The sequence below is a fragment of the Nonomuraea sp. GTA35 genome, assembly GCF_041950525.1.
Lineage (GTDB): Bacteria > Actinomycetota > Actinomycetes > Streptosporangiales > Streptosporangiaceae > Nonomuraea.
Genome location: NZ_JBGNUV010000010.1, coordinates 32147 through 58051 on the forward strand (window position 1 = coordinate 32147; position 25905 = coordinate 58051).

At 70.6% G+C, this 25905-nt stretch carries 30 protein-coding genes and 1 tRNA gene; 15 read left to right on the forward strand and 16 right to left on the reverse strand.

Features of this window, described 5'->3' with window-relative positions; all coding sequences use genetic code 11:
- Window position 1: 1 nt before the first annotated feature.
- The 6 genes from ACBJ32_RS36715 to ACBJ32_RS36740 form a co-directional block, all read right to left on the reverse strand.
- The gene (locus ACBJ32_RS36715) at window positions 2-376 is read right to left on the reverse strand and encodes a DUF742 domain-containing protein (RefSeq protein ID WP_357874800.1); all 375 of its coding nucleotides are present in this window, start codon (window positions 374-376) and stop codon (window positions 2-4) included.
- On the reverse strand, window positions 373-2718 hold the full coding sequence (locus ACBJ32_RS36720; protein ID WP_375130659.1) for a nitrate- and nitrite sensing domain-containing protein: 2346 nt from the start codon (window positions 2716-2718) through the stop codon (window positions 373-375). Before ACBJ32_RS36720 ends, ACBJ32_RS36715 begins: the two co-directional genes overlap by 4 nt.
- 56 nt (window positions 2719-2774) lie before the next feature.
- Window positions 2775-3458, reverse strand: coding sequence for a DUF998 domain-containing protein (locus ACBJ32_RS36725; RefSeq protein ID WP_375130660.1), 684 nt, complete (start codon window positions 3456-3458; stop codon window positions 2775-2777).
- Between the two features lie 132 nt (window positions 3459-3590).
- Window positions 3591-5024 carry a xylulokinase gene (locus tag ACBJ32_RS36730; protein ID WP_375130661.1) on the reverse strand — a complete coding sequence of 478 codons (1434 nt, stop codon included), beginning with the start codon at window positions 5022-5024 and terminating at the stop codon, window positions 3591-3593.
- Window positions 5021-6166: a xylose isomerase gene (xylA, locus tag ACBJ32_RS36735; protein WP_375130662.1), complete on the reverse strand. Its 1146-nt coding sequence runs from the start codon at window positions 6164-6166 to the stop codon at window positions 5021-5023. Before xylA ends, ACBJ32_RS36730 begins: the two co-directional genes overlap by 4 nt.
- Window positions 6167-6209: 43 nt before the next feature.
- Entirely contained in the window at window positions 6210-6401 is a 192-nt protein-coding gene (locus ACBJ32_RS36740; RefSeq protein WP_375130663.1) for a hypothetical protein, read from the reverse strand.
- Window positions 6402-6561: 160 nt separating this feature from the next.
- Between ACBJ32_RS36740 and ACBJ32_RS36745 the strand changes: the two genes are divergently transcribed.
- A complete protein-coding gene (locus ACBJ32_RS36745) occupies window positions 6562-7071 on the forward strand; it encodes a VOC family protein (RefSeq protein ID WP_375130664.1) in 510 nt (169 codons plus the stop codon).
- Between the two features lie 39 nt (window positions 7072-7110).
- Window positions 7111-7362, forward strand: coding sequence for a hypothetical protein (locus ACBJ32_RS36750; protein WP_357874781.1), 252 nt, complete (start codon window positions 7111-7113; stop codon window positions 7360-7362).
- Window positions 7363-7389: 27 nt separating this feature from the next.
- Here ACBJ32_RS36750 and ACBJ32_RS36755 read toward each other — a convergent pair whose 3' ends face one another.
- Window positions 7390-8673 (reverse strand): TIGR04013 family B12-binding domain/radical SAM domain-containing protein, encoded by a 1284-nt coding sequence (locus ACBJ32_RS36755; RefSeq protein WP_375130665.1) that lies wholly within the window; start codon window positions 8671-8673, stop codon window positions 7390-7392.
- A 15-nt stretch (window positions 8674-8688) separates the two neighbouring features.
- The gene (locus tag ACBJ32_RS36760; RefSeq protein WP_375130666.1) at window positions 8689-9267 is read right to left on the reverse strand and encodes an NADPH-dependent FMN reductase; all 579 of its coding nucleotides are present in this window, start codon (window positions 9265-9267) and stop codon (window positions 8689-8691) included.
- 87 nt (window positions 9268-9354) lie between these two features.
- On the opposite strand from ACBJ32_RS36760, the gene ACBJ32_RS36765 reads away from it, so the two are divergent.
- The 3 genes from ACBJ32_RS36765 to ACBJ32_RS36775 all read left to right on the forward strand — a co-directional run bounded on the left by ACBJ32_RS36765 (window position 9355) and on the right by ACBJ32_RS36775 (window position 11422).
- Entirely contained in the window at window positions 9355-9708 is a 354-nt protein-coding gene (locus ACBJ32_RS36765; protein WP_375130667.1) for a winged helix-turn-helix transcriptional regulator, read from the forward strand.
- Entirely contained in the window at window positions 9705-10157 is a 453-nt protein-coding gene (locus ACBJ32_RS36770; protein WP_357874769.1) for a MarR family transcriptional regulator, read from the forward strand. Before ACBJ32_RS36765 ends, ACBJ32_RS36770 begins: the two co-directional genes overlap by 4 nt.
- A gap of 116 nt (window positions 10158-10273) precedes the next feature.
- Complete coding sequence (locus tag ACBJ32_RS36775; RefSeq protein WP_375130668.1) at window positions 10274-11422, forward strand: MFS transporter; 1149 nt, start codon at window positions 10274-10276, stop codon at window positions 11420-11422.
- Here the strand turns inward: ACBJ32_RS36775 and ACBJ32_RS36780 are convergent.
- The gene (locus ACBJ32_RS36780; protein ID WP_375130669.1) at window positions 11411-11869 is read right to left on the reverse strand and encodes a hypothetical protein; all 459 of its coding nucleotides are present in this window, start codon (window positions 11867-11869) and stop codon (window positions 11411-11413) included. The two genes, ACBJ32_RS36775 and ACBJ32_RS36780, sit on opposite strands and share 12 nt — an antisense overlap.
- A gap of 182 nt (window positions 11870-12051) precedes the next feature.
- On the opposite strand from ACBJ32_RS36780, the gene ACBJ32_RS36785 reads away from it, so the two are divergent.
- The 3 genes from ACBJ32_RS36785 to ACBJ32_RS36795 all read left to right on the forward strand — a co-directional run bounded on the left by ACBJ32_RS36785 (window position 12052) and on the right by ACBJ32_RS36795 (window position 14072).
- Entirely contained in the window at window positions 12052-13182 is a 1131-nt protein-coding gene (locus ACBJ32_RS36785; RefSeq protein ID WP_375130670.1) for a S1 family peptidase, read from the forward strand.
- Window positions 13183-13326: 144 nt separating this feature from the next.
- Window positions 13327-13704, forward strand: a complete 378-nt coding sequence (locus ACBJ32_RS36790) for a VOC family protein (RefSeq protein WP_357874757.1) — start codon at window positions 13327-13329, stop codon at window positions 13702-13704.
- Window positions 13705-13706: 2 nt separating this feature from the next.
- On the forward strand, window positions 13707-14072 hold the full coding sequence (locus tag ACBJ32_RS36795; RefSeq protein WP_375131009.1) for a VOC family protein: 366 nt from the start codon (window positions 13707-13709) through the stop codon (window positions 14070-14072).
- Between the two features lie 102 nt (window positions 14073-14174).
- On the opposite strand, the gene ACBJ32_RS36800 is transcribed toward ACBJ32_RS36795, so the two are convergent.
- The 3 genes from ACBJ32_RS36800 to ACBJ32_RS36810 form a co-directional block, all read right to left on the reverse strand.
- Complete coding sequence (locus ACBJ32_RS36800) at window positions 14175-14828, reverse strand: YoaK family protein (RefSeq protein ID WP_375130671.1); 654 nt, start codon at window positions 14826-14828, stop codon at window positions 14175-14177.
- A gap of 56 nt (window positions 14829-14884) precedes the next feature.
- Complete coding sequence (locus tag ACBJ32_RS36805) at window positions 14885-15892, reverse strand: aldo/keto reductase (RefSeq protein ID WP_375130672.1); 1008 nt, start codon at window positions 15890-15892, stop codon at window positions 14885-14887.
- A 331-nt stretch (window positions 15893-16223) separates the two neighbouring features.
- Window positions 16224-16547, reverse strand: a complete 324-nt coding sequence (locus tag ACBJ32_RS36810) for a helix-turn-helix domain-containing protein (protein ID WP_375131010.1) — start codon at window positions 16545-16547, stop codon at window positions 16224-16226.
- A gap of 1005 nt (window positions 16548-17552) precedes the next feature.
- Between ACBJ32_RS36810 and ACBJ32_RS36815 the strand changes: the two genes are divergently transcribed.
- The gene (locus ACBJ32_RS36815) at window positions 17553-17897 is read left to right on the forward strand and encodes a hypothetical protein (RefSeq protein WP_375130673.1); all 345 of its coding nucleotides are present in this window, start codon (window positions 17553-17555) and stop codon (window positions 17895-17897) included.
- 97 nt (window positions 17898-17994) lie between these two features.
- Window positions 17995-18564 (forward strand): dihydrofolate reductase family protein, encoded by a 570-nt coding sequence (locus ACBJ32_RS36820; RefSeq protein WP_375130674.1) that lies wholly within the window; start codon window positions 17995-17997, stop codon window positions 18562-18564.
- 254 nt (window positions 18565-18818) lie between these two features.
- On the opposite strand, the gene ACBJ32_RS36825 is transcribed toward ACBJ32_RS36820, so the two are convergent.
- Window positions 18819-18908, reverse strand: a tRNA-Ser gene (locus tag ACBJ32_RS36825).
- Window positions 18909-19081: 173 nt separating this feature from the next.
- Window positions 19082-19645: a YceI family protein gene (locus ACBJ32_RS36830; RefSeq protein WP_357874740.1), complete on the reverse strand. Its 564-nt coding sequence runs from the start codon at window positions 19643-19645 to the stop codon at window positions 19082-19084.
- Window positions 19646-19742: 97 nt separating this feature from the next.
- Between ACBJ32_RS36830 and ACBJ32_RS36835 the strand changes: the two genes are divergently transcribed.
- Window positions 19743-20264 carry a MarR family transcriptional regulator gene (locus ACBJ32_RS36835; RefSeq protein WP_357874738.1) on the forward strand — a complete coding sequence of 174 codons (522 nt, stop codon included), beginning with the start codon at window positions 19743-19745 and terminating at the stop codon, window positions 20262-20264.
- Here ACBJ32_RS36835 and ACBJ32_RS36840 read toward each other — a convergent pair.
- Window positions 20233-20730: a SigE family RNA polymerase sigma factor gene (locus ACBJ32_RS36840; protein WP_375130675.1), complete on the reverse strand. Its 498-nt coding sequence runs from the start codon at window positions 20728-20730 to the stop codon at window positions 20233-20235. The two genes, ACBJ32_RS36835 and ACBJ32_RS36840, sit on opposite strands and share 32 nt — an antisense overlap.
- Before the next feature lie 217 nt (window positions 20731-20947).
- Here ACBJ32_RS36840 and ACBJ32_RS36845 point away from each other — a divergent pair, with 217 nt between their 5' ends.
- Together ACBJ32_RS36845 and ACBJ32_RS36850 are read left to right on the forward strand one after the other, a co-directional pair.
- Window positions 20948-21889 carry a hypothetical protein gene (locus tag ACBJ32_RS36845; RefSeq protein ID WP_375130676.1) on the forward strand — a complete coding sequence of 314 codons (942 nt, stop codon included), beginning with the start codon at window positions 20948-20950 and terminating at the stop codon, window positions 21887-21889.
- A 5-nt stretch (window positions 21890-21894) separates the two neighbouring features.
- Window positions 21895-22686 carry a MauE/DoxX family redox-associated membrane protein gene (locus ACBJ32_RS36850; RefSeq protein ID WP_375130677.1) on the forward strand — a complete coding sequence of 264 codons (792 nt, stop codon included), beginning with the start codon at window positions 21895-21897 and terminating at the stop codon, window positions 22684-22686.
- A 103-nt stretch (window positions 22687-22789) separates the two neighbouring features.
- On the opposite strand, the gene ACBJ32_RS36855 is transcribed toward ACBJ32_RS36850, so the two are convergent.
- The gene (locus tag ACBJ32_RS36855) at window positions 22790-23971 is read right to left on the reverse strand and encodes an AAA family ATPase (protein WP_375130678.1); all 1182 of its coding nucleotides are present in this window, start codon (window positions 23969-23971) and stop codon (window positions 22790-22792) included.
- Window positions 23972-24205: 234 nt separating this feature from the next.
- Here ACBJ32_RS36855 and ACBJ32_RS36860 point away from each other — a divergent pair, with 234 nt between their 5' ends.
- Both ACBJ32_RS36860 and ACBJ32_RS36865 read left to right on the forward strand, forming a co-directional pair.
- Window positions 24206-24736, forward strand: a complete 531-nt coding sequence (locus ACBJ32_RS36860) for a SigE family RNA polymerase sigma factor (RefSeq protein WP_375130679.1) — start codon at window positions 24206-24208, stop codon at window positions 24734-24736.
- Window positions 24733-25902 (forward strand): TolB family protein, encoded by a 1170-nt coding sequence (locus ACBJ32_RS36865; protein ID WP_375130680.1) that lies wholly within the window; start codon window positions 24733-24735, stop codon window positions 25900-25902. Before ACBJ32_RS36860 ends, ACBJ32_RS36865 begins: the two co-directional genes overlap by 4 nt.
- Window positions 25903-25905 lie beyond the last annotated feature (3 nt).

The following is a 25905-nucleotide window of genomic DNA, read 5'->3' on the forward strand; positions in this document are numbered from 1 at the left end:
CTCACAACGCCCGGAGACCGTTGATCACCTCGCGGAGCAGGCTCTCCGTCGGGGTGGCGGCCTTGTCCCGTGGCGGGCGCACCGTCACCAGGCCGTGCTCCAGCAGGTCCCCCAGCAGCACCCGTACGACGCCGACGGGCAGGCCCAGATCGGAGGCCACCTCCACGACGGGCCTGCTCCTGCCCCCCACGCAGGACAGCAGACGCCGGTGCTGGGCGCTCAGCTCGGCCTTGGCCGGGACGGGCAGCCCCGTCGAGACGACGGTCGCCAGCAGGTCGACCTCGGAGGAGGCGGACCTCGTGCGTCCGCGCGCGACCGCGTACGGCCGCACGACAGGCCCGGCCTCCTCGTCAACCCACTCGTGCTCGCGGCTCACGATTGAGATCCCCCATCCTGGTCACTTTCCTGCCGTCCGCGCTGCCAGCCGGACTGGAGCGAGGAGAGCAGCGCCCTGGTCTCCTCCGGCGAACGCTCTGCGATCGGTGGCGTGGCGGGCGGCTCCTGGTCGAGCCGCCGCGGCAGCCCCGTCTGCCGTTCCCGCTGCGGCAACCCTGCCTGCCGTTCCCGCTGCGGCAAACCCGTCTGCCGTTCCCGCTGCGGCAGCCCCGCGGCCCGCTGGCGCTGCGGCAGGCCCGCGGGGCGCTCGTGGCGGGGCACCTGCTGCTGCGGCGGCGCGTCGTCCTGCGGCGGGGCCTGCTGCGGCAGGGCCGGCGGGGAGGACGCGGCGCCGTTGCGCCTGCTGGTGCGGACGCGCCGCGGCAGCTCGCCCGGCCCCGTGGCGTCCTGAAGGTCGGGCCGGATCATCGACACCGGCACCGGCTCGAACTCGACCGGCTGCACTGGCGTCGCCATCGGCTCCACCAGCGTGCCGGGCACGAGCACGATGGCCGTGGTCCCCCCGTACGGCGACGGCTTGAGGGTCACCTTGATGCCGTGCCTGGCCGCGAGCATGCCGACCACCGCGAACCCCAGCCGCTCGGTCTGCGACGCGTCGAACTCCGGCGGGCTGGCCAGCCGCTCGTTGACGGCCCTGCGCGTGGCCTCGTCCATGCCCAGGCCGCGGTCCTCGATCTCGACCGCGAAGCCCCTGCCGACCATCTCGCCGTGCACGGAGACCTCGTTGCTGGGCGAGGAGAAGGTGGTGGCGTTCTCGATCAGCTCGGCGAACAGGTGCATGAGGTCGGCCACCGCCGCGCCGGAGACGCCCGCCTCGGGCATCGGGTAGACGCGTACCCGGGTGTACTCCTCCACCTGGGCGGCGGCGCCGCTGAGCACGTCCTCCATCGGGATGACGCCGCGCCACCTGCGGCCCGCCGCGCCGCCGGAGAGCAGCACCAGGCCCTCCGCGTGGCGGCGCATGCGGGTGGTGAGGTGGTCGAGCTTGAACAGGCGCTCCAGCGCCTCGGGCTCCTCGGTCTGGCGCTGCATCTCGTCCAGCAGCCTGAGCTGGCGCTGCAGCAGCGACTGGCTGCGCCTGGCCAGGTTCCGCAGCGCCTCGGAGACGCCCTCGCGCAGCTTGGCCTGCTCGACGGCGGCGTCCACGGCCGTGCTCTGCACGCTGTCGAACGCCGCCGCCAGGTCGCGGACCTCGCTGGTCGACTTCCGGCTCACCGTGATGGGCGGGGCCTCGGCCGCGATGTCCACGGGCTCGCCCTTGCGCAGCTTGGCCACGACGTCGGGCAGCCTGATCTCCGCCAGGTCCAGCGCGGTACGGCGCAGCGCGCCCATCTCGCGGGTGAGCCTGCGGCCGATCTTGACGGAGATGACGATCGAGACGATGACCGCGATCAGGCCGAGCGCGCCGGCGACCCCGGCCCGCACCGCGATGGCCACGCCCGCGGGCTCCATCCGGGCCAGCAGCTTGTCACCGGTGCGCCAGATCGACTCGCGGTACTCCTTCTGCACCTGGTCCGAGATGCCCCGCCAGAGGTCCAGGTCCAGCGGCTCGCCGCCGATGTAGGCCTCCAGGAGGTTCTCCATGGTGACGTAGCGGGGCGAGAAGTACAGCTTCTCGAACGGGGCCCGCAGCTCCGTGTCGAGGTTGGCCAGCGCCTTGGGGAACAGGTGCCTGCGGGTGCCGTCGATGCCGGCCAGCAGGTGCACGTCGTGCATGCTCACCCGGCCGTTCGAGGCGATGATCAGGGCGTGCTCGCGGGACAGCAGCTCGCGCACCTCGTCGGCCGAGATCAGGCCCTGCGCCTGCAGCGCCAGCTCCAGGTCCGTGCTCGTCGTCAGCCGGGAGTACAACAGGTGGACCTCGTCGGAGATCTTCGCGTACTCCGTGACGAGGCCACCCGGCGTGAGCCGGCGGTCGTCCACCTTGCGCCGGATGTCCGGCAGCCGGTCGATCGCCTCGAAGACCGTCTGGAGCTGGGTCTTCATGTCGTCCGTGAGCGCCGACTGCGCGTCCTCGCCCATCGCCCGCTGGCGCAGCGTCTTGTTGTTGTTGTCCACCTTGGCCCGCGCCTTGGCCAGCGCGTCCGGGTCGCCGCCGGTGCCGGCCAGGCGCTCGGCCGAGGCCAGGCGCTCGGTCTGGAGGTTGCCGACCAGGCCGTCGGTGTGGTTGATGACATCTGTCCAGATGGTCTCGACCTTGAGCAGGTTGAGAGCCTCCCCCGACGTGGTGCTCGCGGCGAAGCCCCAGAGCGCGATCAGGGAGATCAAGGGGATGACGAGCAGCGTCGAGATCTTGAATCTGATGGATCTGCCCGATGCCATGACACCTGCTCCCGGATAGAAGATCGCGGGAGAGAATAGCACCGAAACAGATGCTTTTAAGATCGACTAGCGATAAATCTGTGATATGTCGGGAAATTTGCGGCCATGGCGGCCCGTGTGGCGCTCTGCCGCCAGGTGAGCCGTACCAGCCAGCCCGCCAGGACGGCCAGCAACGCCACCTCCGCGCCCAGCAGCAACCGCTCGACGAGCCCGATCATCACCCGCTCGCCCGGCATGGCCACGTACGTGATGGCCAGCAGCCCGAAACCCCCCGCCAGGGCCACCCACTCCACCACCCTCGCAACGGGCTTCCAGGAGGCGTCTGAGGCCAGCCTGGGCACCATCAGCGCGCCGGCGGCCGGCAGGCTCACGAACGCCGCGATCGAGACGTACCGGTGGATCTGGGCGGCCAGGTCGAGGTCGTGGCCGAGCGGGGTGGTCGGGACCACCGCGGCCACCACGAGAGCGCCCGACCACACCGTCAGCAACCACTGCGGCGCCCCCTTGACGGGCGCCCCCGCAGACCGCAGCCCCGCCAGCAGCGCCAGGGATCCGATCCCGAGCACCGCCATCGCGACCTCCGTGACGCCCCCGCGGTCGGACACGGCGTACTCGCTGATGGTGACGTTCATGGGGTCGAGGGCAGGGTCGGGGCCGAACTGGCCCGCCACCACCGCGACCACCGAGAACAGGATGGAGGCACAGGCGATCCAGGGGGAGAGCCTCTTCACTGCGGTCATGCCCCTACTGTCGCGATCGGCCCCTGCCCGCCACATCAGGTGCCGTCCCCCACCCGACCCTGACCCTCCCCTGAGTCACGCTTCCCGCTCCCCCGAAGGCGGGGAGCCCTCGGGGGTGCGCAGGGCGACGCGTCAGTCGAGGATGTGCCCCGTGGCGCGGGCGTAGCGGTCGCGGATCGAGGGGATCGCCTCGCCCTCGTACACGGCCGTGTCGCCCGACTGCCAATCAGGGGTGGTCACCAGCGTGGCGGCCTGATGGGCGGCGCCGTCGGCGACGTACTCGGCGGGCGGCGGCACCGTGATCGGCACGCCGAAGATCGTGGGGGCGATCCGGCGGACCGCCTCCGAGCGGGCCGCGCCGCCGATCAGCAGCACCCGCTCCGGCCGCAGGGCCAGCGCGTCCAGCGCGTCGGCCAGGCCGCAGAGCATGCCTTCGATGGCGGCCCGCGCCAGGTGGGCGGGGGTGGAGGTGGCCAGGGTGAGGCCGTGGACGGAGCCGGTGGCGGTCGGGCGGTTCGGGGTGCGTTCGCCCTCCAGGTACGGGACCAGCGTGAGGCCGTCGGCACCGGGAGGCGCCTGGAGGGCCAGGGCGCCGAGCTCGTCCAGGGAGACCCCGGCGATGCGGGCGGCGGCGTCCATGACGCGGGCGGCGTTGAGCGTGCACACCAGCGGCAGGAAGCGGCCCGTGGCGTCGGCGAAGCCGGCGACGGCGCCCGTGGGGTCGGCGCTGGGCGTCTCCGCGACCGCGAACACCGTGCCGGACGTCCCGAGCGACACCACGACGTCGCCCGGCCGGGCTCCCACGCCCAGCGCGGCGGCCATGTTGTCGCCCGTGCCGGGGGCGATCAGGACCGGACCGGCCCCTCCCGCGACGGCCGCGCCCGCTTCCTCGGCCGGCCCCAGCACCTTGGGCAGCAGCGGGACCGCGCCGAAGGCGGCCTTGAGCAGGTCCGTACGGTAGGCGCCCGTCGCGGGCGACCAGTAGCCGGTGCCCGAGGCGTCACCCCGGTCGGTGACCAGGTGCGACAAGGGAGGCAGCGGCGCGTCCGCCCAGGCCGCGGCGGAGAACGGGACGCCGGACGCGAGCGCGCCCGACAGGCGCCAGGTGAGCCAGTCGTGCGGCAGGCACACGGCGGCCGTGCGGCGGGCGTTGTCCGGCTCGTGCTCGGCCAGCCAGCGCAGCTTGGTCACCGTGAACGACGCCACCGGCACCGAGCCCACGCCGTCGGCCCACGCCTGCGGACCGCCCAGCTCGGCGATCAGGTCGAGGGCGGCCTGGGCGGAGCGGGTGTCGTTCCACAGCAACGCATCGCGTACGACATTTCCCGACTCGTCGAGGCAGACCATGCCGTGCTGCTGCCCGCCCACACTGATCGCGGCCACACCGTCGAGCCCACCGGCCTCCTCGATGGCCCGCAACAACGCGGTCCACCAGTGGGAGGGGTGCACCTCGGTGCCCGCGGGGTGAGCGGCGCGGCCCTGCCGAACCAGCTCTCCCGTCTTCGCGTCACGAATGACGACCTTGCAACTCTGCGTGGAGGAATCGACCCCAGCGACCAGCGTCACCCACGAACTCCTAACAAGTGCTCCAGCGCAAGCTGGTTCAGATGGGAGAAATGGTATCCGCGCCGGGCCGCTGCCTCGGGATCGAAGTCGTCCGCGGCCAGATCGGCCAGCGTCTCGCCGCGGTTGAGCGTGGGCAGGCCGAGCTCCCCGACGCGGGAGGCCCGCATCGCCTCGCGCACCTCCGGGTCGGCGCGGAAGTTCCGGGCCTTCTCCCGGAGTATCAGGTACGTCCGCATGTTGGCGGCGGCCGAGACCCACACGTCCTCGGGGTCCTCGGTGCGCAAGGGCTTGTAGTCGAAGTGCCGCGGCCCTTCATAACCGCCGTGCTCCAGCAGGTCGACCAGGAAGAACGCGCTCATCACGTCGCCGTGCCCGAAGATCAGGTCCTGGTCGAAGCGGGGGCCGTGCTGGCCGTTGAGGTCGATGTGGAAGAGCTTGCCGTGCCACAGCGCCTGGGCGACGCCGTGCACGAAGTTGAGCCCGGCCATCTGCTCGTGGCCGACCTCGGGGTTGAGGCCGACCATCTCCGGATGTTCGAGCTCGCCGATGAACGCCAGGGCGTGGCCGATCGTGGGCAGCAGGATGTCGCCGCGGGGCTCGTTCGGCTTGGGCTCGATGGCGAAGCGCAGGCCGTAACCGCGCTCGCGTACGTAGCCGCAGAGCAGGTCGATGGCCTCCTTGTAGCGGCCGAGCGCGGCGCGTACGTCCTTGGCCGCGTCGGACTCGGCCCCCTCGCGGCCGCCCCAGCACACGTAGGTGGAGGCGCCCAGCGAGGCGGCCAGGTCGAGGTTGCGCATGACCTTGCGCAGGGCGTAGCGGCGCACGTCACGGTCGTTGCTGGTGAAGGCGCCGTCGCGGAAGACGGGGTGGGTGAACAGGTTCGTGGTGGCCATGGGCACTTTCAGCCCGGTCTCGGCAAGCGCTTTCCGGAAGGACGCGACCGCCCGCTCGCGATCGGGTTCGACGGCGAGCAGGTCGTCGTCGTGGAAGGTGACGCCGTAGGCCCCGAGCTCGGCAAGCCGGTGCACGCTCTCGACCGGGTCGAGGGGCGCCCGGGCGGCGTCCCCGAACGGATCGCGCGCCTGCCAGCCGACCGTCCACAGACCGAACGTGAATCGATCGTCAGGGGTTGGCTCGTACATGACTCGATGCTCCCCTGGCGACCAGTTGTTCACAAGCGGTTGTTCACAAGCCCGACGGATCGCGCCCCACGCTGATCTCCTCGGCGATCCTCCGGATGTCCGTCACCTCGACGCCCGAAGCCGGGGGCAGGTGGCGCAGCAAGGCCTCCATCACCACGGGGACGGGCTGGCCGGCGAACCGCCCCGCGACCCCGTGAACCACACTGAACAGCGCTGCATCGTCGGTGTCGTGCATCGGCCTCTCCTCGGTCGGGTACCCGGAGAACGCTACGGCCTCGGCCCGACAGTTCGCTCGCTACTCCAGCCCCGCGTGTCGGTTCGTCCTCATCTGGCCATCGCTAGATATATGCGCGTTCAACTAGTTTGGAAGGGGACTCTGTTGAAAGGGGCACACCATGCCGGTACAGCGGCTCAACCACGCGGTCCTCTACGTCCGCGACGTGGAGCGCAGCGTGGCCTTCTACCGGGAGGCACTCGGCTTCGAGGTCGTCATGGGCATGCGGGGCGCCGCCTTCCTCCAGGCCCCGGGCTCCTCGAACGATCACGACCTGGGCCTGTTCCAGGTCGGCGAGCAGGCCTCCCCCTCGCCCGCCGGGCGCACCTCCGTCGGCCTCTACCACCTGGCGTGGGAGGTCGACACCCTGGAGGAGCTGGAGCGCGTGCAGGCCAAGCTGGCCGAGCTCGGCGCGCTGGTCGGCTCCTCCGACCACAGCACGACGAAGGCGCTGTACGCCAGGGACCCCGACGGGCTGGAGTTCGAGGTGTCGTGGCTGGTGCCGGCCTCGCTGCTGACCGACGAGATCCTCGCCGGGCGCGCGAGCATCCGGCCGCTCGACCTGAACGCCGACAAGCAGCGCTACGGCGCGCGGACCCGGGGCGGAGTGGGCGTGTCCGTCCCCGCTTGACGTACCGTGGGCTTGACGGCCCTTTCACGGAGAAACGTCATGCCAAGCGACCCTGATCACGTGCTCGACGCCATCGACGGTGTCGTCGACGAGTGGGAGACGCTGAGCGCCGACGCCATGCGGTGGGCGCCTCCCGAGAACAAGAGTCCCGACCTCATGACCGAGGTGAGCGAGATCTTCGGCCCGCTCGTCAACGCGTTCTCGCAGGCGCTGCGGCCGGTGAGCGATGCCTTCGAGCGGGCGCTGCGCATGCTGGACGACGAGGACGACGGCGGGCCGCGGCCGACCTGACGCTGGCCTGCGGCGGGCCCTGCGGGCTCAGTCGGCGGTACGCCTGCGGCGGGCCCTGCGGGGGTAGGCCTTGGCGGCCTCGGCCAGGCGTACGGCGTGCTCGGCCTGCCTGCGCCAGTGCCCGTAGGCGTCGCCGCGCTGCGCCAGCCGGTCCAGCTCGCTCATCGTGGCCAGCGGGATGAACGCCGGCTCGGCGTCACGCCACGGCGTGCCCGGCAGCGGCATGAACGTGTGGGTGTGGATGCGGGCCCCCAGGTCGGCCAGGTCGCCCGCGAGCCGGAGCGACTGCGCCTGATCCGCCTCCGACTCCCCCGGCATGCCGAAGATGAAGTCCACGTTCGGCCGGAAGCCGTGCTCGACGGCGATCCTGACGGCGTCGCGTACGGGCGAGGTGTCGTGCCCGCGCCCCGAGGCGGCCAGCACCCGGTCGGACCCCGACTGCGCCCCGATGATCAGGTTGTCGTTGGCGACGTACCGCCTGAGCAGCCGCATGGCCTCGGGGGTGACGTGCTCGGGCCGTACCTCGGAGGGGAAGCTGCCGAAGAAGACCCGCCCGTGCGGCGGCAGCTCCTCCTTGACCCCGGCCAGCAGCTCCTCCACCGCCCCGAGATCGGGGTCGGGCCCGGGGGAGCCGTACGACAGCGAGGTCGGCGTGATGAACCGCACGTCCCGCAGGCCCCGCTCGACCATGCCGCGCACGTGCTCACGCACACTGGCCACCGACCGGTGCCGGAACTGCCCGCCGAACATGAACGGCGTCTGGCAGAAGCGGCACGTGTAGCGGCAGCCCCTGGTGATCTCGATCGGCCCGCTCCTGCCGACGAACGAGGGGAACGTGTCGAGCGGAAGCTGCGGCGCGGGCCTGGTGCGCAGCGCGACGCCGTCGGAGTCCTTGATCGCCAGGCCGGGGACGGCGGTGAGCGGCGTGTCCTCCTGGAGCGCCCGGACGAGGGAGATGATCGTCGACTCGCCCTCGCCGATGCCCGCCAGGTCCCAGCCCGCGTCGATGACCTGTTGCGGCTCGGCGGTGGCGTGCACGCCGCCCGCGATGTGCAGCCCGCGGTCGCCGCTGCGCGCCCTGACCTCGGCCAGCTCGGCGGCCATGGCCTCGGCGTCGGGCGAGTAGAACGACCAGAGCACGAGGACCCGGTCGGCCTCGCTGGCCAGGATGTGCCCGGCGGTCTCCTCGGCGGTGGTGCCGAGCCGCAGCTCGTGCTCGACCCCCGCGGTCTCCAGGGCGGCGAGCAGCGCGTGCACGCCGTACGTCACCGCCTTGCGATATCGCACCACCACACACACTGCCAGCGCCACGCCCCGCAGCGTAGCTCAGGCCGCCGGCTGCCGCATCGCGCCCAGCACGCCGCTGTACCTGGCCAGCTCGGCGAGCATGGCGTCGGCGCCGGCCTCCATGACGTCGTTGGGGCGCAGCGTGCCGTCCTCGCCCAGGTGCTGCGGCACGAACGGGATGATCACGCCTTCCAGCAGCGGGACCATCTTCAGCGTGCTGACCACGTGACGCAGGGCGGCCACGGCCCGGGTGCCGCCCGAGACGCCGCCGTAGCTGACGAACCCGGCCGGCTTGTGCTGCCACTCGTGGTGCAGGTAGTCCAGGGCGTTCTTCAGCACGCCGGGGTAGCTGTGGTTGTACTCGGGCGTCACGAACACGTACGCGTCGGCCCGGTCCACGGTGGCGCTCCACTCCTTGGTGTGGGCGTTCACGTACTGCTTGAGCCTGGGGTGGTGCGGCTCGTCCAGGAACGGCAGCTTCACCTCCGCCAGGTCGACCAGCTCCGCCTCGAAGAGCCCCGAGGCCACGGCCTTGCCGTGCACCCAGTCGGCGACCGCGCGGCCGGCGCGGCCCGGTCGGGTGCTGGCGACGATGACCTGCAGGACGGGCTTGTCCATGACTGCTCCCATACGTGGCGATGTGCGATAGCTCCTCAACATTATTTAGTAACTACAGATTCCTTAGCAAACGCTAGACTGTGAGGCATGAGCCTTGACCAGGTCTGCACCCGCTTCCACATCGCCTTAGAGCTCATCGGCGCCCGCTGGAGCGGAGCCGTGATCCACATGATCTTCAAGGGCGCCCACCGTTACGCCGACGTCAAGGCGGCCATCCCCGGCATCAACGACACGATGCTGGCCAGGCGCCTGCGCGAGCTGGAGTCCGCCGGCCTGGTCGAGCGGCGGGTGCTGGCCACCTCGCCGGTGCGGGTCGAGTACCACCTGACCGAGATGGGCCAGGAGCTGCGCCCCGTGCTGGACGAGCTGGTGAAGTGGTCCCACAAGTGGATCCCGCTCCCAGACGAGGAGTCCGACAGCACTGTTACTTTGGTGTCGTGATCGCCCTTGGCACGCTGATGCGGCACGTGCACGAGCTGATGGACGGCGCCGTCGCCGGCATCTACGCCGAGCACGGCCTGCCCGACTACCGGCCCCGCTACTCCCCCGTCGTGCGCACGCTGGTGGCGCGGGGCCCGCTCGCCATCCGCGACCTGGCCAAGGAGATCGGCGTGACCCACTCCGCCGCCAGCCAGACGGTGGTCCAGATGCGCCGCAGCGGCTTCGTCACCCTGGAGAAGGGCACCGACGCCCGCCACCGCATCGTCCACCTCACCGACCGGGCCCGCGCCGCGCTCCCCCTCATCGAGGCCGAGTGGGCGGCCACGGAGCGGGCCGTGCGCGAGCTGGACGCCGAGCTGCCCGTGCCGCTGGAGCAGCTCATGACGGCCACGCTCCAGGCGCTGGAGCGCCGGAATTTCCGCGAGCGCATCGGGGACGTCAACGTCTAGACTCGCTCACATGACCTGGCGACATTGATCCATAACCAGGGGCCGGCGCGGGGCGCGCGGGCCTCCGAGATGACGGCAAGCACTCGGAGTCCCCACTCGTCCCCCTGGAAGGCCTCATGCTTGTCGTATCGCTGTACGTCTACGCGTTCCTCAGCGAATTCATCCTGATCTACCCGGTGTACGCCCTGCTGTTCACCGACACCGGGATCTCCGTCGCCGAGGTCTCCTCCCTGTTCGTCATCTGGTCGGTGACGGGCATGGTGCTGGAGGTCCCCTCGGGCGCCTGGGCCGACACGGTCTCCCGGCGGCTGCTGCTGTTCCTCGGCCCGCTGCTGAGCGGCCTGGGCTTCGCCCTCTGGGTGATGTTCCCCTCCTACTGGGTGTTCGCGGCCGGGTTCGTGCTGTGGGGCGCCGGGGAGGCACTGATCTCCGGCGCGTACGAGGCGCTCGCCTACGAGGAGCTGGAGCGGCGCGGCCACTCCGGCAGGTACGCGGCCGTCATGGGCCGCGCGACCGCCCTCGGCCTGGCCGGCAGCGCGTCGGCCATCGGCCTGGCCTCGCCGGTGCTGGCGGCCGGCGGTTATCCCGCCGTCGCCGCGGCCAGCGTGCTGGCCTGCGTCCTGTGCGCGGCCACGGCGCTGACCCTCCCCGATCACCGCACGCCGGCCGCCGCCGGGGGCCTGGGCTACCTGGCGACCCTGCGTGAGGGGATCGGCCTGGCCCGGGCGGATCGGGGCGTGCTGCGCGCGATGCTGCTGGTCGCGTTCGTGACGGCGATCTGGGGCGCGCTGGAGGAGTACGTCCCGTACCTGGGGGCGGAGACGGGCGTGGCCAAGGCCACGATCCCGCTGCTGATCCTCCTGGTCTGGGTGGGCGCCACGGCCGGCGGCCTGCTGGCGGGCCCGGCCGAGCGCCTGCGGTCCCGCGGGTACGCCGCGCTGCTCGGGCTGGCGGCGCTGGCCATGGCCGCGGGCGCGCTCAGCGGGCACCCCGCCGGGTTCGTGGCGATCGCGCCGGCCGTCGGGGCGTTCCAGCTCGCCCAGGTGCTGGCGGACGTGCGGCTGCAGGAGCGCATCACCGGCCCGGCGCGCGCCACCATGACCTCGGTGGCCGGCCTGGGGACGAACGTGGTGACGCTCGGGGTCTACACCGCGTACGGGACGGCGTCGTCCCAGGTGTCGCACGGGGCGACGTTCGCCCTGCTGGCGCTGCCGTACCTGGTCATCGCCCTGGCGACCACCCGGGCGCGCCGGTCAGTAGCGTGACGGGATGCGCTTGGGGAGCGGCGGCGGCTCGGGGACGACCTCCTCCTCGGGCTCAGCCGGCGGCTCCGGACGCGTGGCGCCCCGCCAGCGCGCGGGGAACACCGAGGCGGCCAGCAGCACGCAGGCCAGGGGCAGGGCCCAGGTCCCGGCCAGCCTCGCGTACGGCTCGGCGTACTCGGCGGGCACCAGGCCCGCCACCGGAACCCCCGGCACGTACGCCAGCCCCGCCACGACGGCCAGCGCCAGCCCGGGCACCAGCGATCCGATCGGCGAGATCCGCGACCCGGCCAGGACACCGACCAGGACCATCGTGGCGCCGAGCGCGGCGACCGCGATCCAGGCGGCCAGGGCCCGGCCGCCGGCGAAGTAGAGAAGGCCGGCCGCGATCAGCGGTGTGGCCAGCAGTCCTGCGCCGGCGCCGAGCAGATGACGAACACCATTACGCACAGAGAACACCTCCAGCCACGGCACCTTACCCACCCATCAGCGCCTGCGCCTTAAAGGCTGAAAATTTCATATTCAAGTCGGAGGCCGTAAAGGGTCCATAACACCGAAATAGTGCCCGTTTGGTATCTAACAGGGACCGAAGCAACCGTTAGCTTGACAGCACCCCCACCCGAGGAGTGCACATGTTGAGTAAACGCTGTGCGCTGGTAGGCGGCGCCATCCTCGCCGTCTGCCTGGCCACCCCCCTCAGCACGGCAGCAGCCGACACGGCGCCACAAGCCGCCGCGCCTCCCACCGCACCCCCCTCCATGATCGACGCGCTCGAACGCGACCTGGGCCTCTCCGAGGCGCAGGTCATCACTCGCCTGGCCAACGAGGAGCGCGCCGCCGCCGCCGAGGCGAGCCTCACCCCCGCACTGGGTGACACGTTCGGCGGCGCCTGGCTGAACGACGACGCCTCCAAGCTCATGGTCGCCACCACGGACCCGGCGGCCGCACCGACCATCGAGGCGCAGGGCGCTCAGCCCGTCGTGGTCCAGCGTTCGCTGACCCAGCTCAACGGCATCATGCAGCAGCTCGACCGGGCCCCCAGGCGGGTCTCGGCCGCGGCCTCGCTCTGGTTCGTCGACGTCAAGGCCAACACCGTCTCCGTCCAGGCTCCCACGGTCGAGGCCGCCGAGGCCCTCGTCGCCGCGGCGGGCGTGGACAGGAACGCGGTCGTCGTGTCGGCGACGGCCGAGCGGCCGACGACGTTCATCAACATCATCGGCGGCGCCGCGTACTACATCGGCTCCAGCCGCTGCAGCATCGGCTTCTCCGTCACGCGCGGCAGCACCCCCGGCTTCGTCACCGCCGGGCACTGCGGCCGGGCCGGCTCCAGGACGACCAACCCGACCGGCACCTTCCAGGGCTCGTCCTTCCCGGGCAACGACTACGCCTGGGTGGCCGCCCCCGGTAACACGCCGACGCCTTACGTGCGCGGCTCCGGCGGCGCGAACGTGACCGTACGAGGCTCCACCCAGGCCTCCGTCGGCGCGTCCATCTGCCGCTCCGGCTCGACCACCGGCTGGCGCTGCGGCACCATCCAGCAGCACAACGCCACCGTCAGGTACGCGCAGGGCACCGTCACCGGCCTGACCCGTACCAGCGCGTGCGCGCAGCCCGGCGACTCCGGCGGCTCGTTCATCTCGGGCAACCAGGCCCAGGGCATGACCTCCGGCGGCTCCGGCAACTGCAGCATCGGCGGCACGACGTACCACCAGCCGGTCAACGAGGCCTTGGGTGCATACGGCCTCACACTCACCACCGGCTAGCCGGCTCTCGATACCGCGCGGCGCGTCCTTCCCCGGGCGCGCCGCGCTCTTTTTTCGTCCCGCTCCGAACTCTCTTGTCCCGCACCGATGACTTCCGGCCGCCGGCTCGGTCTGCACATCGAGGAAAAGAGAAAGGAACTCGCGATGAAGCGACCCGTACTCGGCAGCCTGCTGCTGTCCAGCACCGACCCCGAGCGCCTGAGCACCTGGTACGCCGCCGCGCTCGACCCGGGCGAGACGAGCGACGTCAACGGGTACCGGGTGCTCAAGTTCGGGGAGTTCTTCCTGTTCATCGACACGCGGACGGACGTGTCGGACAAGAATCCGGAGCCCGGAAGGGTCATCCTGAACTTCGACGTCGAAGACGCCCGCGCCGTCGCCACCCGGATGGAACGAGCGGGCACGCAGTGGCTGGCCGAGCTCGAGGACCGCGACGGCAGCCTGTTCGCCACCGCGATCGACCCGGACGGCAACTACGTACAGATCATTCAGCTCAGCGAGGAACACCGGCAGGGGATGTGACGATGCTCGACACCGGCAAGGCGTTCAGCGGATTCTCGGTGAACGACGTCCAGGCCGCGAAGAAGTTCTACGGCGAGACGCTGGGCGTCCGCGTCTCGGAGGAGCACGGGATGCTGACCCTGCACCTCGGGAGCGACGTGCTCGTCTACCCCAAGGGAGCCGCTCACGCGCCGGCCACCTACACCGTCCTCAACTTCCCCGTCGAGGACATCGACCAGGCGGTCGACGAGCTGGCGGCGCGGGGCGTGCGGTTCGAGCGTTACGACGGGATGGAGCAGGACGAGCGCGGCGTCGCCAGGGGCGACGGCCCGCCGATCGCCTGGTTCACCGACCCGTCGGGGAACATCCTGTCGGTGCTGCAGCAGTAGCGCCTCGCGGGCCCGGCTCCTCCTGCGCCAGGGGCCGGGCCCCCTCCGTGGCCGATACCCGATCCAGCCGCCCCCGCGCCCCATGAACCCCCGCCCGGGATCTCACCGGCCGCGTCTCGCGGACCAGGCCCACCAACCCGCCGCCACCGCCACGGCGACCGGAGCGATCAACGGCGCCGCGGGCTCGTACAGCCGCAAGGCCAGGGCCGCGATCACCGCACCCGCCGCAAGCGCCAGCACCACCCCGAGCGGCCGCCCCACCCCACCGCCCTTGTCCTGACCGCTCCCGGGGCTCCGCAAGGCGAGCACCTGCCCCGCCAGCCCCGTCACCGTGCCCGTCACGTACGTCGTGGACAACCCCGACCCACCGGCCCAGCGCGTGACCGCACTCTGCAACCCCATCGCCACCGCCGACCCCGCCACGAGCGCGGGACGCGGCACCTGCTCCGCCCACCCCACGGCGATCCCGGCGAGCAGCACCAGCTCCAGGCCCAGCGTGGCGGCCGGGCCCCGCACCGCGCCGCCGGCAGCCCTCCGTCCGACCAGAAGGAAGCCCGCCGCCAGCCCGGCGCAGAACCCGGCGAATGCCAGCCCGGACCCCATCACGTGCGCCGTACGCCCGTAGCCCACCGCCAGACCGAGCAGAACGACGTTCCCCGTCATGTTCGCGGTGAACACCTCGCCGAGCGCCAGAAAGCTCAGCGCATCGACGGCCCCCGCCGCGAGCGCCAGGCCGAGCACCGAGAACCGCGCCATCCGCATGCTCCCGGCACTATATCGATCACTCCCTGCGATCGCCCCATGACCCGGCGTCAGGCACCGGCGGCGTCGAGGCGGCCGAGCTGTTCGCCCGTGAGCTTGACGTCCAGCGCCGGCAGCGCCGCCTCGTACTGCTGGAGCGTGCGCGGCCCGATCAGCGGCACGATCGCCGGCGAGGCCTGGTGCATCAGCCACGCGAGGACCAGCGCGTTCGGCGTCACGCCGACCTCGGCGGCCACCTCTGCGAGCGCGGCCAGCCGGGCCTCGGCATCCGGCCCCTCGTACGCCCCCATCGCCCCGTGACCCTTGCGCTTGGCCGGGTCGTCGTAGATGCCCTTGAGGATCGGGGAGTACGCCACGAGGGTCAGGTCGTCGTGCGTCTCCAGGTAGTCGAGCTGCTCGTCGTCCACGATGGACAGGTGCCGGAGCCCGGCGCGGCGCCGCAGGTAGGAGTGCTGCTGCTGGAGCGCGACCGGCGCCGGCCAGCCGTGCTGGGCGCACAACTGCCGGATCCGCTCCAGCCGCCAGGTCCGCACGTTGGACCAGCCGATGTAGCGCGCCTTCCCCGCCTCGACGATGCCGGCGAGCGCCTCCAGCGTCTCCTCCAGGGGCGTGGCGCGATCGTCGACGTGCACGTAGTACAGGTCGACGTGGTCGGTGCCGAGCCGCCGCAGGCTCCCGTCGATCGCATCCCGCAACGTCTTCGCCCCGGCCCCGACGAAGTTCCGGTACGCGGCGCCCCAGTCGGGCCGGCCGTCGGCCCAGACCAGGTCCAGGTCCCGTACGACGGCGCTGCCCTTCGTGGCCAGGAACACGTCCTCCCGCCGTCCGGACCTGGCCAGCCAGCGGCCGATCAGCTCCTCGCTCTCCCCTCCGTAACTGCCCTGGTTCTCCCACCAGCAGTAGCAGTCGGCGGTGTCCAGGAAGTTGCCGCCGGCCTCCACGTACCGGTCCAGCATCGTGACGGCCTCGTCTTCTGGTGTGACGGTGCCCATGATCATGCACCCGAGGGCGAGCTGGCTGACCTGTTCGCCGGTGCGGCCGAGCTGTACGGTCTTCATGCGAATTCTCCTGTCGTCGATGGCGTCAGAAGCTGGATGAGCAGCGGGAGGCGCTGCGAGGCACCTCCTGGACGTCGGCCCGCTGCGGAGCCGTGTGGCCGCCGGCCCCGACGAGGGCGGCGTTCCACCGTGCCACCGACGCTAGAAGCTCGAGTGCGCTCCAGGTCAAGGGTGTCCGCCGGCGGACGGTCCAAGGGCTGTCCCGCTGAAATCGACGACGTGCAAGGCGCGCTGGCCGGCACTTCACGCGTTCTGCGGATCGAACCTGTCGCCGTGTGCCCGGGTGAGCGGTGTGGCCTGGCCCACAAAGTCGGAGACCAGGCCGGCGGTGTCAGTCCCTAGCCGCGCGCTCACGTTCGTATTCGGCGTTGATGCGCAGCGCCTCGGCGAGCTGGTCTTCCAAGATGATGATCCGGCAGGCGGCTTCCACGGGAGTGCCCTGATCGACGAGTTCCCGGGCACGCGCGGCCAGACGCAACTGGTAGCGGGAGTAGCGGCGGTGGCCGCCGCTGGAGCGTTTCGGCTCGATCAGATGGGCGGCGCCGAGAGCTCGCAGGAACGTGGGGGTGACGCCGAGCATCTCGGCGGCCGCACCCATGCTGTAAGCGGGGTAGTCCTCATCGTCGAACCGGTCTTCGGCCGTACGTTCGGCCATTGTTTCCGTAATCCTGCCGCGAGCCAGCGTGTCACCCTCGGCAGCCGAGCGACGTTGATCCATGCATTCCTTTCCCGAACACGCGCACAGGGGGCCCCGGCGCCTGTTGCGCCGGGGCCCCGAAGAGTTCAACACCATCTACCGGCCAATCGGCCGGCTTACTGTTTACCGCATCCGCCGTACTGAGCGGCGGTGATGCGCGGATCGCGGATGCGTGACCGTAGACCACCTTCCAATCCCGTGGAACTGCGGTACCCGAGCGGCGAAACTCAGCCGGCAACGGGCGATCCCGATGGCGTCAACACTCCCTTCATCTTTCTCTTCCGGACCACTGTCCAACTCAACCTTCAGCAGCGCGTCCACGATCTGGGCCCCTTACCACTACGCTGGCCCTTCACGTCCGACCTTCTGCCGACCAACTACTGACTTCATTCTGCTGCGGGCAGTTCGTCGTGGTGCTGGTGTTGCTGCTGCCCGGTGGATCCGTTCCTTGCGATGTCACAAACACTAGCGCCATCGAACGCGAATGTCTACTACGGCGATGACAGATTTTCGGTACGCGCTAACACCGCCTTCCGGCGTTGCCGTCGAGGCACGTCGCCGGGCGGAGGCGTACCTCGACGGCCCGATCGAACGCACCGAGGACAGGAGGGCAGCGGGAGGCCCCCCAAGCAGGCCGACGCACGCGACACCCGCCGCACCACCGCAACCCTCGCGAGCGCAGGGCGTCCACACCCGCGTCGTCCAGAAGGCCCTCGGCTACACCCGAGTCACTGAAGGTGGTCAGTAATCACATGGATCACGCCCTCCGAGACACTCCCTGCTCACCTCACATCCTGTCTGCCGTCGGGGCGCTCCACCTTGACTCCGCGGCCCTGGCCCGCTTCCCCCCTTCAGGCGGGTCGACGCTCCTCCAGGACCTCAAGGTCCGCGTCCGGCTTCCCGGAGCCGGAGGCTCTCGCTGGAGGCGTGGGTTTGTCTGTCGCTACCACTAGCGTCGGGGCCGTGGCATACAACTCCGCGACTCTGGATCAGCTCGTTGCTCTGGTCCCTCCGCCGTCGTCGCCGCGCTTCGGTACTCGCGCATGGGATGAGCTCTTCGCGGATATCGGGATCCGGCTTCCGGACGACTACGTCGCCTTCATCGAGCGCTACGGCAGCTGTCGGTTCGCTCGCTGGCTCGGCATCCACGACATGCGCCTCCTCAGCAAAGAGGCGTGTGCTCAGATGCCTCAAGAGATGGACTACTACCGAGAGTGGAGAGAGGACTCCCCAGAAGAGCATTCCCTTGCCATGTGGCCAGAGCCCGACGGCTTCTTCCAGTGGGGTAGTGCATCGCGACGGTGTTGAGCAGGTGGGATCGGGCGCCGATGAGAAATGGCGCCGACAGTCGTCTAAGTAGACGTCCGGTGAAAACGCGCTGCGCGCATCAAGGGAGAGCAACGAGATGAGACCACTTCGATACTCGATCAACGTCACGCTCGACGGCTGCTGCCATCACGAGGCAGGGCTCCCCCCGGACGAGGAGTCGATGCGTTACTGGACCGCTGAGATGGAGCGAGCCGATGCCCTGCTATTCGGCCGGGTGACCTACGAGATGATGGAGTCGGCGTGGCGGAAGCCGGCCACGGACACGTGGCCTGACTGGATGGATGAGTGGCAGATCCCGTTCGCCGAAACCATCGACCGGGCGAAGAAGTACGTCGTGTCGAGCACGCTGATCGGGGTCGATTGGAATGCCGAGCTGGTGCGAGGCGACTTGGGACAAGCGGTTCAGCGGCTCAAGCAGGAGTCAGGCGAGGGCCTGTGGGTGGGTGGCGTGACGCTCCCCCTGGCGTTGGCAGATCTGGGGCTGATCGACGAGTACGAGTTCCTTGTGCAGCCGATCCTTGCCGGACACGGGCCGACGTTGCTCGCCGGTCTGCGCGAGCGCATCCAGCTCGAGCCCGTGGACCGCCGTGAGTTCCGGTCGGGGGCGGTCGCCCTGCGATACCGGCCCATGCGAGTTACGGCTTGACGTGATTTATCCTGGCACGTTGACCGCTCCCTCGCGACGGAACGACGGCCCGGGGTCGCGCTGGCCGCGTTCCTGAACGCGCGGACATATCGACGGGGGACATCGCCCCGAGGTTCCGGTAGCGACAGGGCAAACGTTGCCTGACGTGGCACACAGGAGATCCCCGTAGCCGCTGCAATCAGCACTACGACTACGACGCCCGGGGAAGATCGAAAGGCCCTCCCCCCGAACTCGGGGAGAGGGCCTCTCACGTGCGGAGGATCGGGGATTTGAACCCCGGATGGGCGGTAAACCCAAACCGCATTAGCAGTGCGGCGCCATAGACCTGACTAGGCGAATCCTCCAGGAGCCACCGCGGCTCAGCACAGCGTACCGGCCTTCTGGCGAGGCGGCAAAGCGATAACCGCGGCAGTCTTCACCAAGAGTTATCAACAGCCTGTGGGTAACCCCCTGTGGACGAAGCCCGCCCAGAGCTGGGACGGGCTTCGGGCCTGTGGATAACCTACCGCGACGGGCATCAGGCGGCCGGGTTGGCCTCGCCCTCGATCTCAATCTTGATCTTCTTGCCCACGAGCACCCCACCGGTCTCCAGTGCCTGGTTCCAGGTCAGGCCGAACTCCTCGCGGTCGATCTCCGTCTTGATCGAGAAGCCCCAGACCTCCTGGCCCCAGGGGTTCGTGCCCACGCCGCCGTACTCGACCGCGAGCTCGACCTCCTTGGTGACGTCGCGGATGGTCAGGTTGCCGGCGACGACGAACTCGTCACCGGAGTGACCGACGACGCGGGTGCTCTTGAAGGTGATCTGCGGGAACTTCTCGGCGGACAGGAAGTCGTCGCTGCGCAGGTGGCCGTCGCGGTCGGGCACACCGGTCGAGATGCTGTCGGCCTGGATCGAGAGCTCGGCGCCGGACTCGAGCGGGTTCTCTGCGATCGTGACGGAGCCGCTGAAGGCGCCGAAGTGGCCGCGGACCTTGCTGACCATCATGTGCTTGACGACGAAGCCGATGGTGGTGTGGGCGACGTCGAGGTTGTACGTGCCGGCGGCGGGGATGGTCAGGGACTCCCAGGTGCGGGTGGTCATCGGGGTTCTCCTCGGAGAGTAGCTGTTGCGTGGATGTCTGCGGCAACAACTTTCTACATGAGGAATATTCCGCACGTCAACTAACGTCGGCTAAGGTATGAGCGTGACGAACTTCGACGACTCCCGGCTGACGGCGATCGGACTGCTGACCGAGGTCCACTCCGGGTTGATGAGCCGGTTCCAGCCGGTCCTGAACGCCGCGGGGTTGTCGGAGATCGACTTCGAGACCGTCATCCGTTTGGCACGTTCCCCGCACCAGCGGCTGCGGATGAGCGATCTCGCCGCGCAGACCCAGTTGTCCACGAGCGGCGTGACCCGGGTCGTCGACCGGCTCGAACGCGAGGGGCTGGTCAGGCGCGAGTCGTGTGCCAGCGACCGGCGGGCCTCGTACGCGGCCCTCACCGACGCGGGCCGGGAGCGGCTGGAGTCGGTGCTGCCCGATCACCTGCGCGACATCGAGGAGTGCTTCACCGGGCTGCTGGGCTCCGACGAGCTGGAGACGTTCCTCAAGAGCCTGCGCAAGATCAGGGACGTCGTGCGCCCGTGCGCCACCGCCGGCGCCGGTTCCGCGGCGGAAGGCTCGTGCCCTACTGAGAGGGAAGTGCCAGCGCGGCCCTGAGCTTGGCCATCGCGCGCGACACCGTGCTCTTGACCGTGCCGACGCTGATCCCGAGCTTCTTGGCGATCTCCGGCTCGGTCATGTCCTCGTAGTAGCGCAGCACGATCGCGGCCCGCATGCGCTCCGGGAGCTCCCGCAGGGCCTGTTCGAGCGCCTCGTGGATCTCCGACGACGTGACCGGGTCGCAGGTCACCGGCTCGGGCAGCTCGTCCGACGGGTACTCCTCCAGCTTGCGCCGCCGCCACTGCGAGATGTTGATGTTCACCATGGCCCGCCGCACGTAGCCGTCCAGGGCACCCCGGTCCTCGATCCGCTCCCAGGCCTGGTACGTCTTGGTCAGCGCGCTCTGCAACAGATCCTCCGCGTCCAGCGGATGCCCGGTGAGCTGATGGGCCGCGCGCAGCAGCGCGGGGCCGCGGGCCATGACGTACTCGCGGAACTCGTCTTCCCAGCTGGTGGTCTGCATCGTGGCCAGAATCGCAGCCTGATGCCCTATTGGGCCTGAACCGCAATTCAGGTTTCGGCCCGCCGAGGATAAAGGTCCGTCAAGGTCGGTGGTGGTTTGTACGCCGCCGTAGGTGAAGGCACTTCCCCGGGGATGCGTATTTTGCTCTGTTCTGGGCCACTACGGTGTGAGCCGCCCCCAAGTCATGTGAATCTAGTACCCGAGCGAGGGAGGGCGGATGGGGTATCCGAGCGTTGAGCGCCGCCGGGTGCTCGCCGCGGCCGCGCTCGGGCGCGAGAGCGGCGTTCCCGGCCCCGATCCGGGCGACGGCGAGCCGCTGCGCGCCGTGGTGGGCGAGGTGCTGGACGTCAGCCCGCACCTGATCACCATCGAGACCCCCGCGGGCGCCGAGGAGCGGCTGGTGATCGCCCCCTGGGCCACCGCCTGGCACGGTGCCGAGGTCGCCCCCGCCGGCCTGCCCATCGGCGCCATGGTGCTGATGCGCGCGCTGCGCGACGGCCGCGTGATCGAGCGGATCTGGGCCGACACCACCCGGATCACCGGGACGATCCTATCCATCCAGGGCCGCAGGGATCTGACGGTCGAGCTCGACTGCGGGCCGCACCGCGGCCACCGTACGGTCGTCGTCCCCTACCGCTCGTCGGGCCGGCTGCAGGTGCGCCATCCCAAGTTCGAGCCCGGCTACCTCTTCGACGCGATCGGCGTCAGACGCGACGGGGCGAGCCTGGCCCTGCTGCCCGCCACCTCGCAGCCGCCGTATCCGGCGCGTTCCGTGCCGCCCCCGTCCCCGGTCTACAAGCAGGCGCGCATCGCCGGCACGGCCACCTGGTCGGACACGTTCGACGAGGAAGAGCGGGGCGCGGCCTACCCCATGCTGGAACGTGCCGACACCGGCTGCGCCCAGGCGGGTGTGTCGTGCGCGGGCCTGCCGTACCTCTCGGTGGGGTCATTGCTGCAGGTCAGGAACGTGTGCTCGAACCGGTCCGCGAACGTGCCCGTGGTCGCGTGCGGGTGTGTGGCGGGGCGGTTCTGCGACCGGTGCGTGGAGTGCGACACCTCGCCGCGCGGCCGGATCGCGGAGTTGTCGCCGTCCTCCTACGTGGAGCTCGGCGGCGAGCTGGTCAAGGGATGCTTCAACGCGCAGATCGGATTGGGGTGAGGCTCGTGCTCGAATCGCAGCTCCCGCTCCTGATCGCCATGCTCGGCCTGGGCACGGCGGCGAAGGTGGTCACCGTCGGCTCCGGGCGCGAGCCGGGTGCGCTGGCCAGGCTGGGGCCGGCGGTGCTGGTGCCCGAGCGCATCCAGGCCCCGGCGCTGCTCGTGTGCGCGGCGGGTGAGCTGGCGCTGGCCGCGGGGCTGCTGCTCACGACGCATCCGCTGTTCCGGTGGGGCACGGTCGCGTTCTTCGCGCTGTCCACGTACGTGCTGCTGGAGCTGCGCAGGCGGCGGCCCGACGCAGGGTGCGGCTGCTTCGGCGAGGTGAGCTCGGCGCCGGTCGGGCTGCGCTCGATCGGCAGGACGGTGGCGCTGACCGGGATGGCGGCGGTGGCGGTGTGGGCGCCGGTGCCGGGCTGGGAGGCGGCGCTCGCGCCGTCGTGGCTGCTCGTGGCGGGGGTGGCGGTGCTCGCGGCGCTGTCGCCCGAGATCGAGGAGCTGATCGACCGCGTACGGTACCGCGCCCCCTGCGAGCAGCGCCGCGGCCCCGCCGAGTCGGTCGTCCTGTCGCGGCTCAGGTCCAGCGGCACGTGGCGGGCGCACCAGGGCGAGCTGGCCTCGGCCGAGCCGCACGACAGCTGGCGCGAGCTGTGCTGGCGTTTCTTCGCCTTCCGCAACCACGACGATGACGACGTCGTCTTCGCCGTCTACCTGACCGGGCGGCGCCCGGCGGTGCGGATGGCCGTGGTCAGCGCGGAGGGCAGCACGCCTCTGCCGGAATATACGGCAGTATCGGCCTGACGCTATAGAGCCATATACAACCCTCGACAGGCGTGGCGATATAGCTCTATTGGGCTGTCTAGCTTCCCCACTAGACAGCCCAATAGAGGTCTAGGGGCGTCGCTCAGACCGGCTGAGCGCGCAGGAACTTCCCGAAGTGCGGCACCGTGAACGCGATCAGGCCGCGCTCGGCGCTGTAGATGAGACCCTTCTTGATCAGGCTGTCGCGGGCGGGCGAGAGGCTGGACGGCTTGCGCCCGAGCGCGTCGGCCACCTCGGAGGTCGGCACCGGCTCGTCACCGATCTGCGCCATGGCGTGCATGTAGTCGCGCTCGGCCGGGGTGGCACGCTCGTAGCGGCTGCCGAAGAACCCGACCGCCAGCTCCTCCTCGGCCTCCGGCGCGGAGACCTTGACGTCGTCGAGCGTGATCGGGCTGCGCGGGGCGAGATCCCAGGCGACCTTGCCGTAGGCCTGCACGAAGTACGGGTAACCGTCGGCCGCCTCGTAGAGCGCGTCGAGCGCCTCCTGGGTGAACTCCACCTCCTCCTCGCGCGCGGGCAGGATCAGCGCGAGGTCGGCCGCCTCCCGGTCGAGCTTGTCGATGCGCGCGTAGCGGAAGAGCCGCTCGGAATAGCTCTTGCTGGCCGACAGCACGCTCGGCAGGTGCGGCAGCCCGGCGCCCACCACGATCAGCGGCCCGCCCGTCTGCGACAGCTCGTGACAGGCGGCGCAGAGCGCGGAGACGTCGGCGGGCTGCACGTCCTGCATCTCGTCGATGAACAGGGCGATGCCCACCGCCAGGTCGGTGGCCACGCTCGCGGCGTCGACGAACAGCTCGGTGAGGTCGATCTCCAGGTCGCCCGAGTCGGCGCGCCCGCGGCTGGCCGGCACCTCGATCCCGGGCGACCAGTGGGAGGTGCCCTTGGCCGCGGCCGGGTCGCGCATCGCGAACGCCTTGAGCACGCCGAGGAACTCCTCGATGCGCTCGGGCGCGCGGTGCCGCGGCGCCAGCTCGCGGATGGCCATGTGCAGGGCGGCGGCCACCGGCCGCCTGATCGACTGGTCGGGCCGGGCCTCGATCTTGCCCGTGCCCCACAGCCGCTGCATGGCCATGGACTTGAACGTGTTGAGCAGGACGGTCTTGCCCACTCCCCGCAGGCCGGTCACGACCATGCTGCGCTCGGGACGGCCGCGGGCCACCCGCTCCAGCACGACCTCGAACTGCTGCAGCTCGCGGTCGCGCCCGGCGAGCTCCGGCGGGCGCTGCCCGGCGCCTGGAGCGTAGGGGTTTCGCACAGGGTCCACGCTCTCGGACTTTATTGCCGGATATAGCGGCCGTCTTAGATTTGGGAAGAAAGTGCTACGGCGTGTCCGAGCAGGGGCGGGCGCGAGCACCGTCATCGGACACACCCCCTCTCACCAGGCCGAACCTCTGTTCGATTGCGTACCTAGAACTGTAGCGCGGACTCGAACACTCATGCGATGGTTTCGAGTAAAGATCTTTGCAACAGCCCGGAGCCCCCGGTGCGTCCAGGAGATGTGGAGTTCGACGATTTCGTACGGGCGCGGGGCCCGGCCCTGCTCCGGTACGGCTATGTGCTCACCGGCAACGCCGACGACGCGGCCGATCTGGTCCAGGAGGCGCTGCTGAAGCTGAGCGACTCCTGGAAACGGGTGCGCAACAAGGACAGCCCGGAGGCGTACGTCCGCACGACCATGGCCAGGCAGCACATCAGCTGGTGGCGCAGGCGGCGCAGGGAGCACCTGACGGACGACCTGCCCGAGGGCTCGTACACCGACGTGCACACGTTCGGCGAGCTGTGGAAGGAGCTGGCCACGCTGCCGCGCAGGCAGCGGGTCGTCCTCGTGCTGCGGTACTACGAGGACCTTTCCGACAAGGAGATCGCCGAGATCCTCGGCATCTCCCGGGGAACCGTGCGCAGCCAGGCGTTCCACGCGCTCAACGCGCTGCGCGTCAAGCCGTCGGTACGCGAGTCGGCACGCGAGTCGGCACGGCACACGGCACAGCAGTCGGTACGTCAGTCGCCGGGGAACAGGGAGCGGGCATGAGGAGCGAGGACGAGCTGATCGGCGCGCTGCGGACGGCGGGCGAGCACGCTCCCGACGGCGGCGGCGATCTGCTGGCTGGCGTGGCGCTGCGCAGGCGGCGCAGGACCCGCCGGAGGGTGCGCGTGCTGGCGGCGGCGGCCGCCGTGGTGGTGCTGAGCGTGGGGATCAGGGGCGCCGTCCTGTCCCGCGAGGGCGGGGGCGACATGGCCACGACCCCTGCCCCGGAACCGCCCGTTCCCCGGTCGGCCCCCGTGGAGGAGCTGTGGCCGGGCGCCGTCTTCACGCTGCCCGTGGAGGCGCCCGACGGCGCGCGCCGCGTCCCGATGACCGGCATCAGCCCGACGGAGGTGCTGGTCCTGGCCAGGATGCCGGGGAAGGAGGGCCGGGGCAGGCTGGAGGTGTACGACTCCGCGGCGGAGAAGAGCCGGCTGGTCGCCGAACTGCCCGGGTCACGGCAGTTCGTGATCCCGTCCCTGGCCGCCGACGGCAGGAACGTGGTCTGGCAGGTGTCCGCCGGCAAGTCCGTACGGGAGATCTGGACGGCACCGCTGGCGGGCGGCAAGGCCAGGCTGGTCACCGAGCTGACCGGCAGCCGCTCCGACCTCGACGCGATCTCGGTCAACGGCGACCAGATCATCTGGTCGGAGAGGAGCGGCGGCGTCTGGCGAGTCCCCCTGGCCGGCGGCGCGCCCGACCGCATCACCGCCACGGACGGCCTGCACCTGCTGCGATGGCCATGGGCGAGCGACGCGCCCGCGGGGCCCGACCTCGATGACCGCAACCAGACAGTGCTGGTCGACCTCACCCTCATCACCTCGCACGAGGTCGACAGCAGGCCGGGGGCGAAGGGGGTGCGCTGTGGCCCGCACTGGTGCCTCGGCCGCGGTGCCGGGGGCAGCTTCCTGCAGCGGATCAACGGAAGCGACCTGCGTGACATCGACGGTGTTTTCGGCCATCCGAAGCCGCTGTCGATGGCTCCGCTGCTCAACCGCTTCGTACCGCTGAAGCACGGCGTCCACGACGTCGCGACCGGTTCGACGGCCACGATCAAGGCCAGGACGCTGGCCCTGGGCACGGCGGGCGAGCCCAGCACGATCCTCTACTGGATCAAGAAGCAGGGCTCGTGGGAGGTGCTGAACTTGGCAGCCGTCCCGTCCGCGCAATAGCGT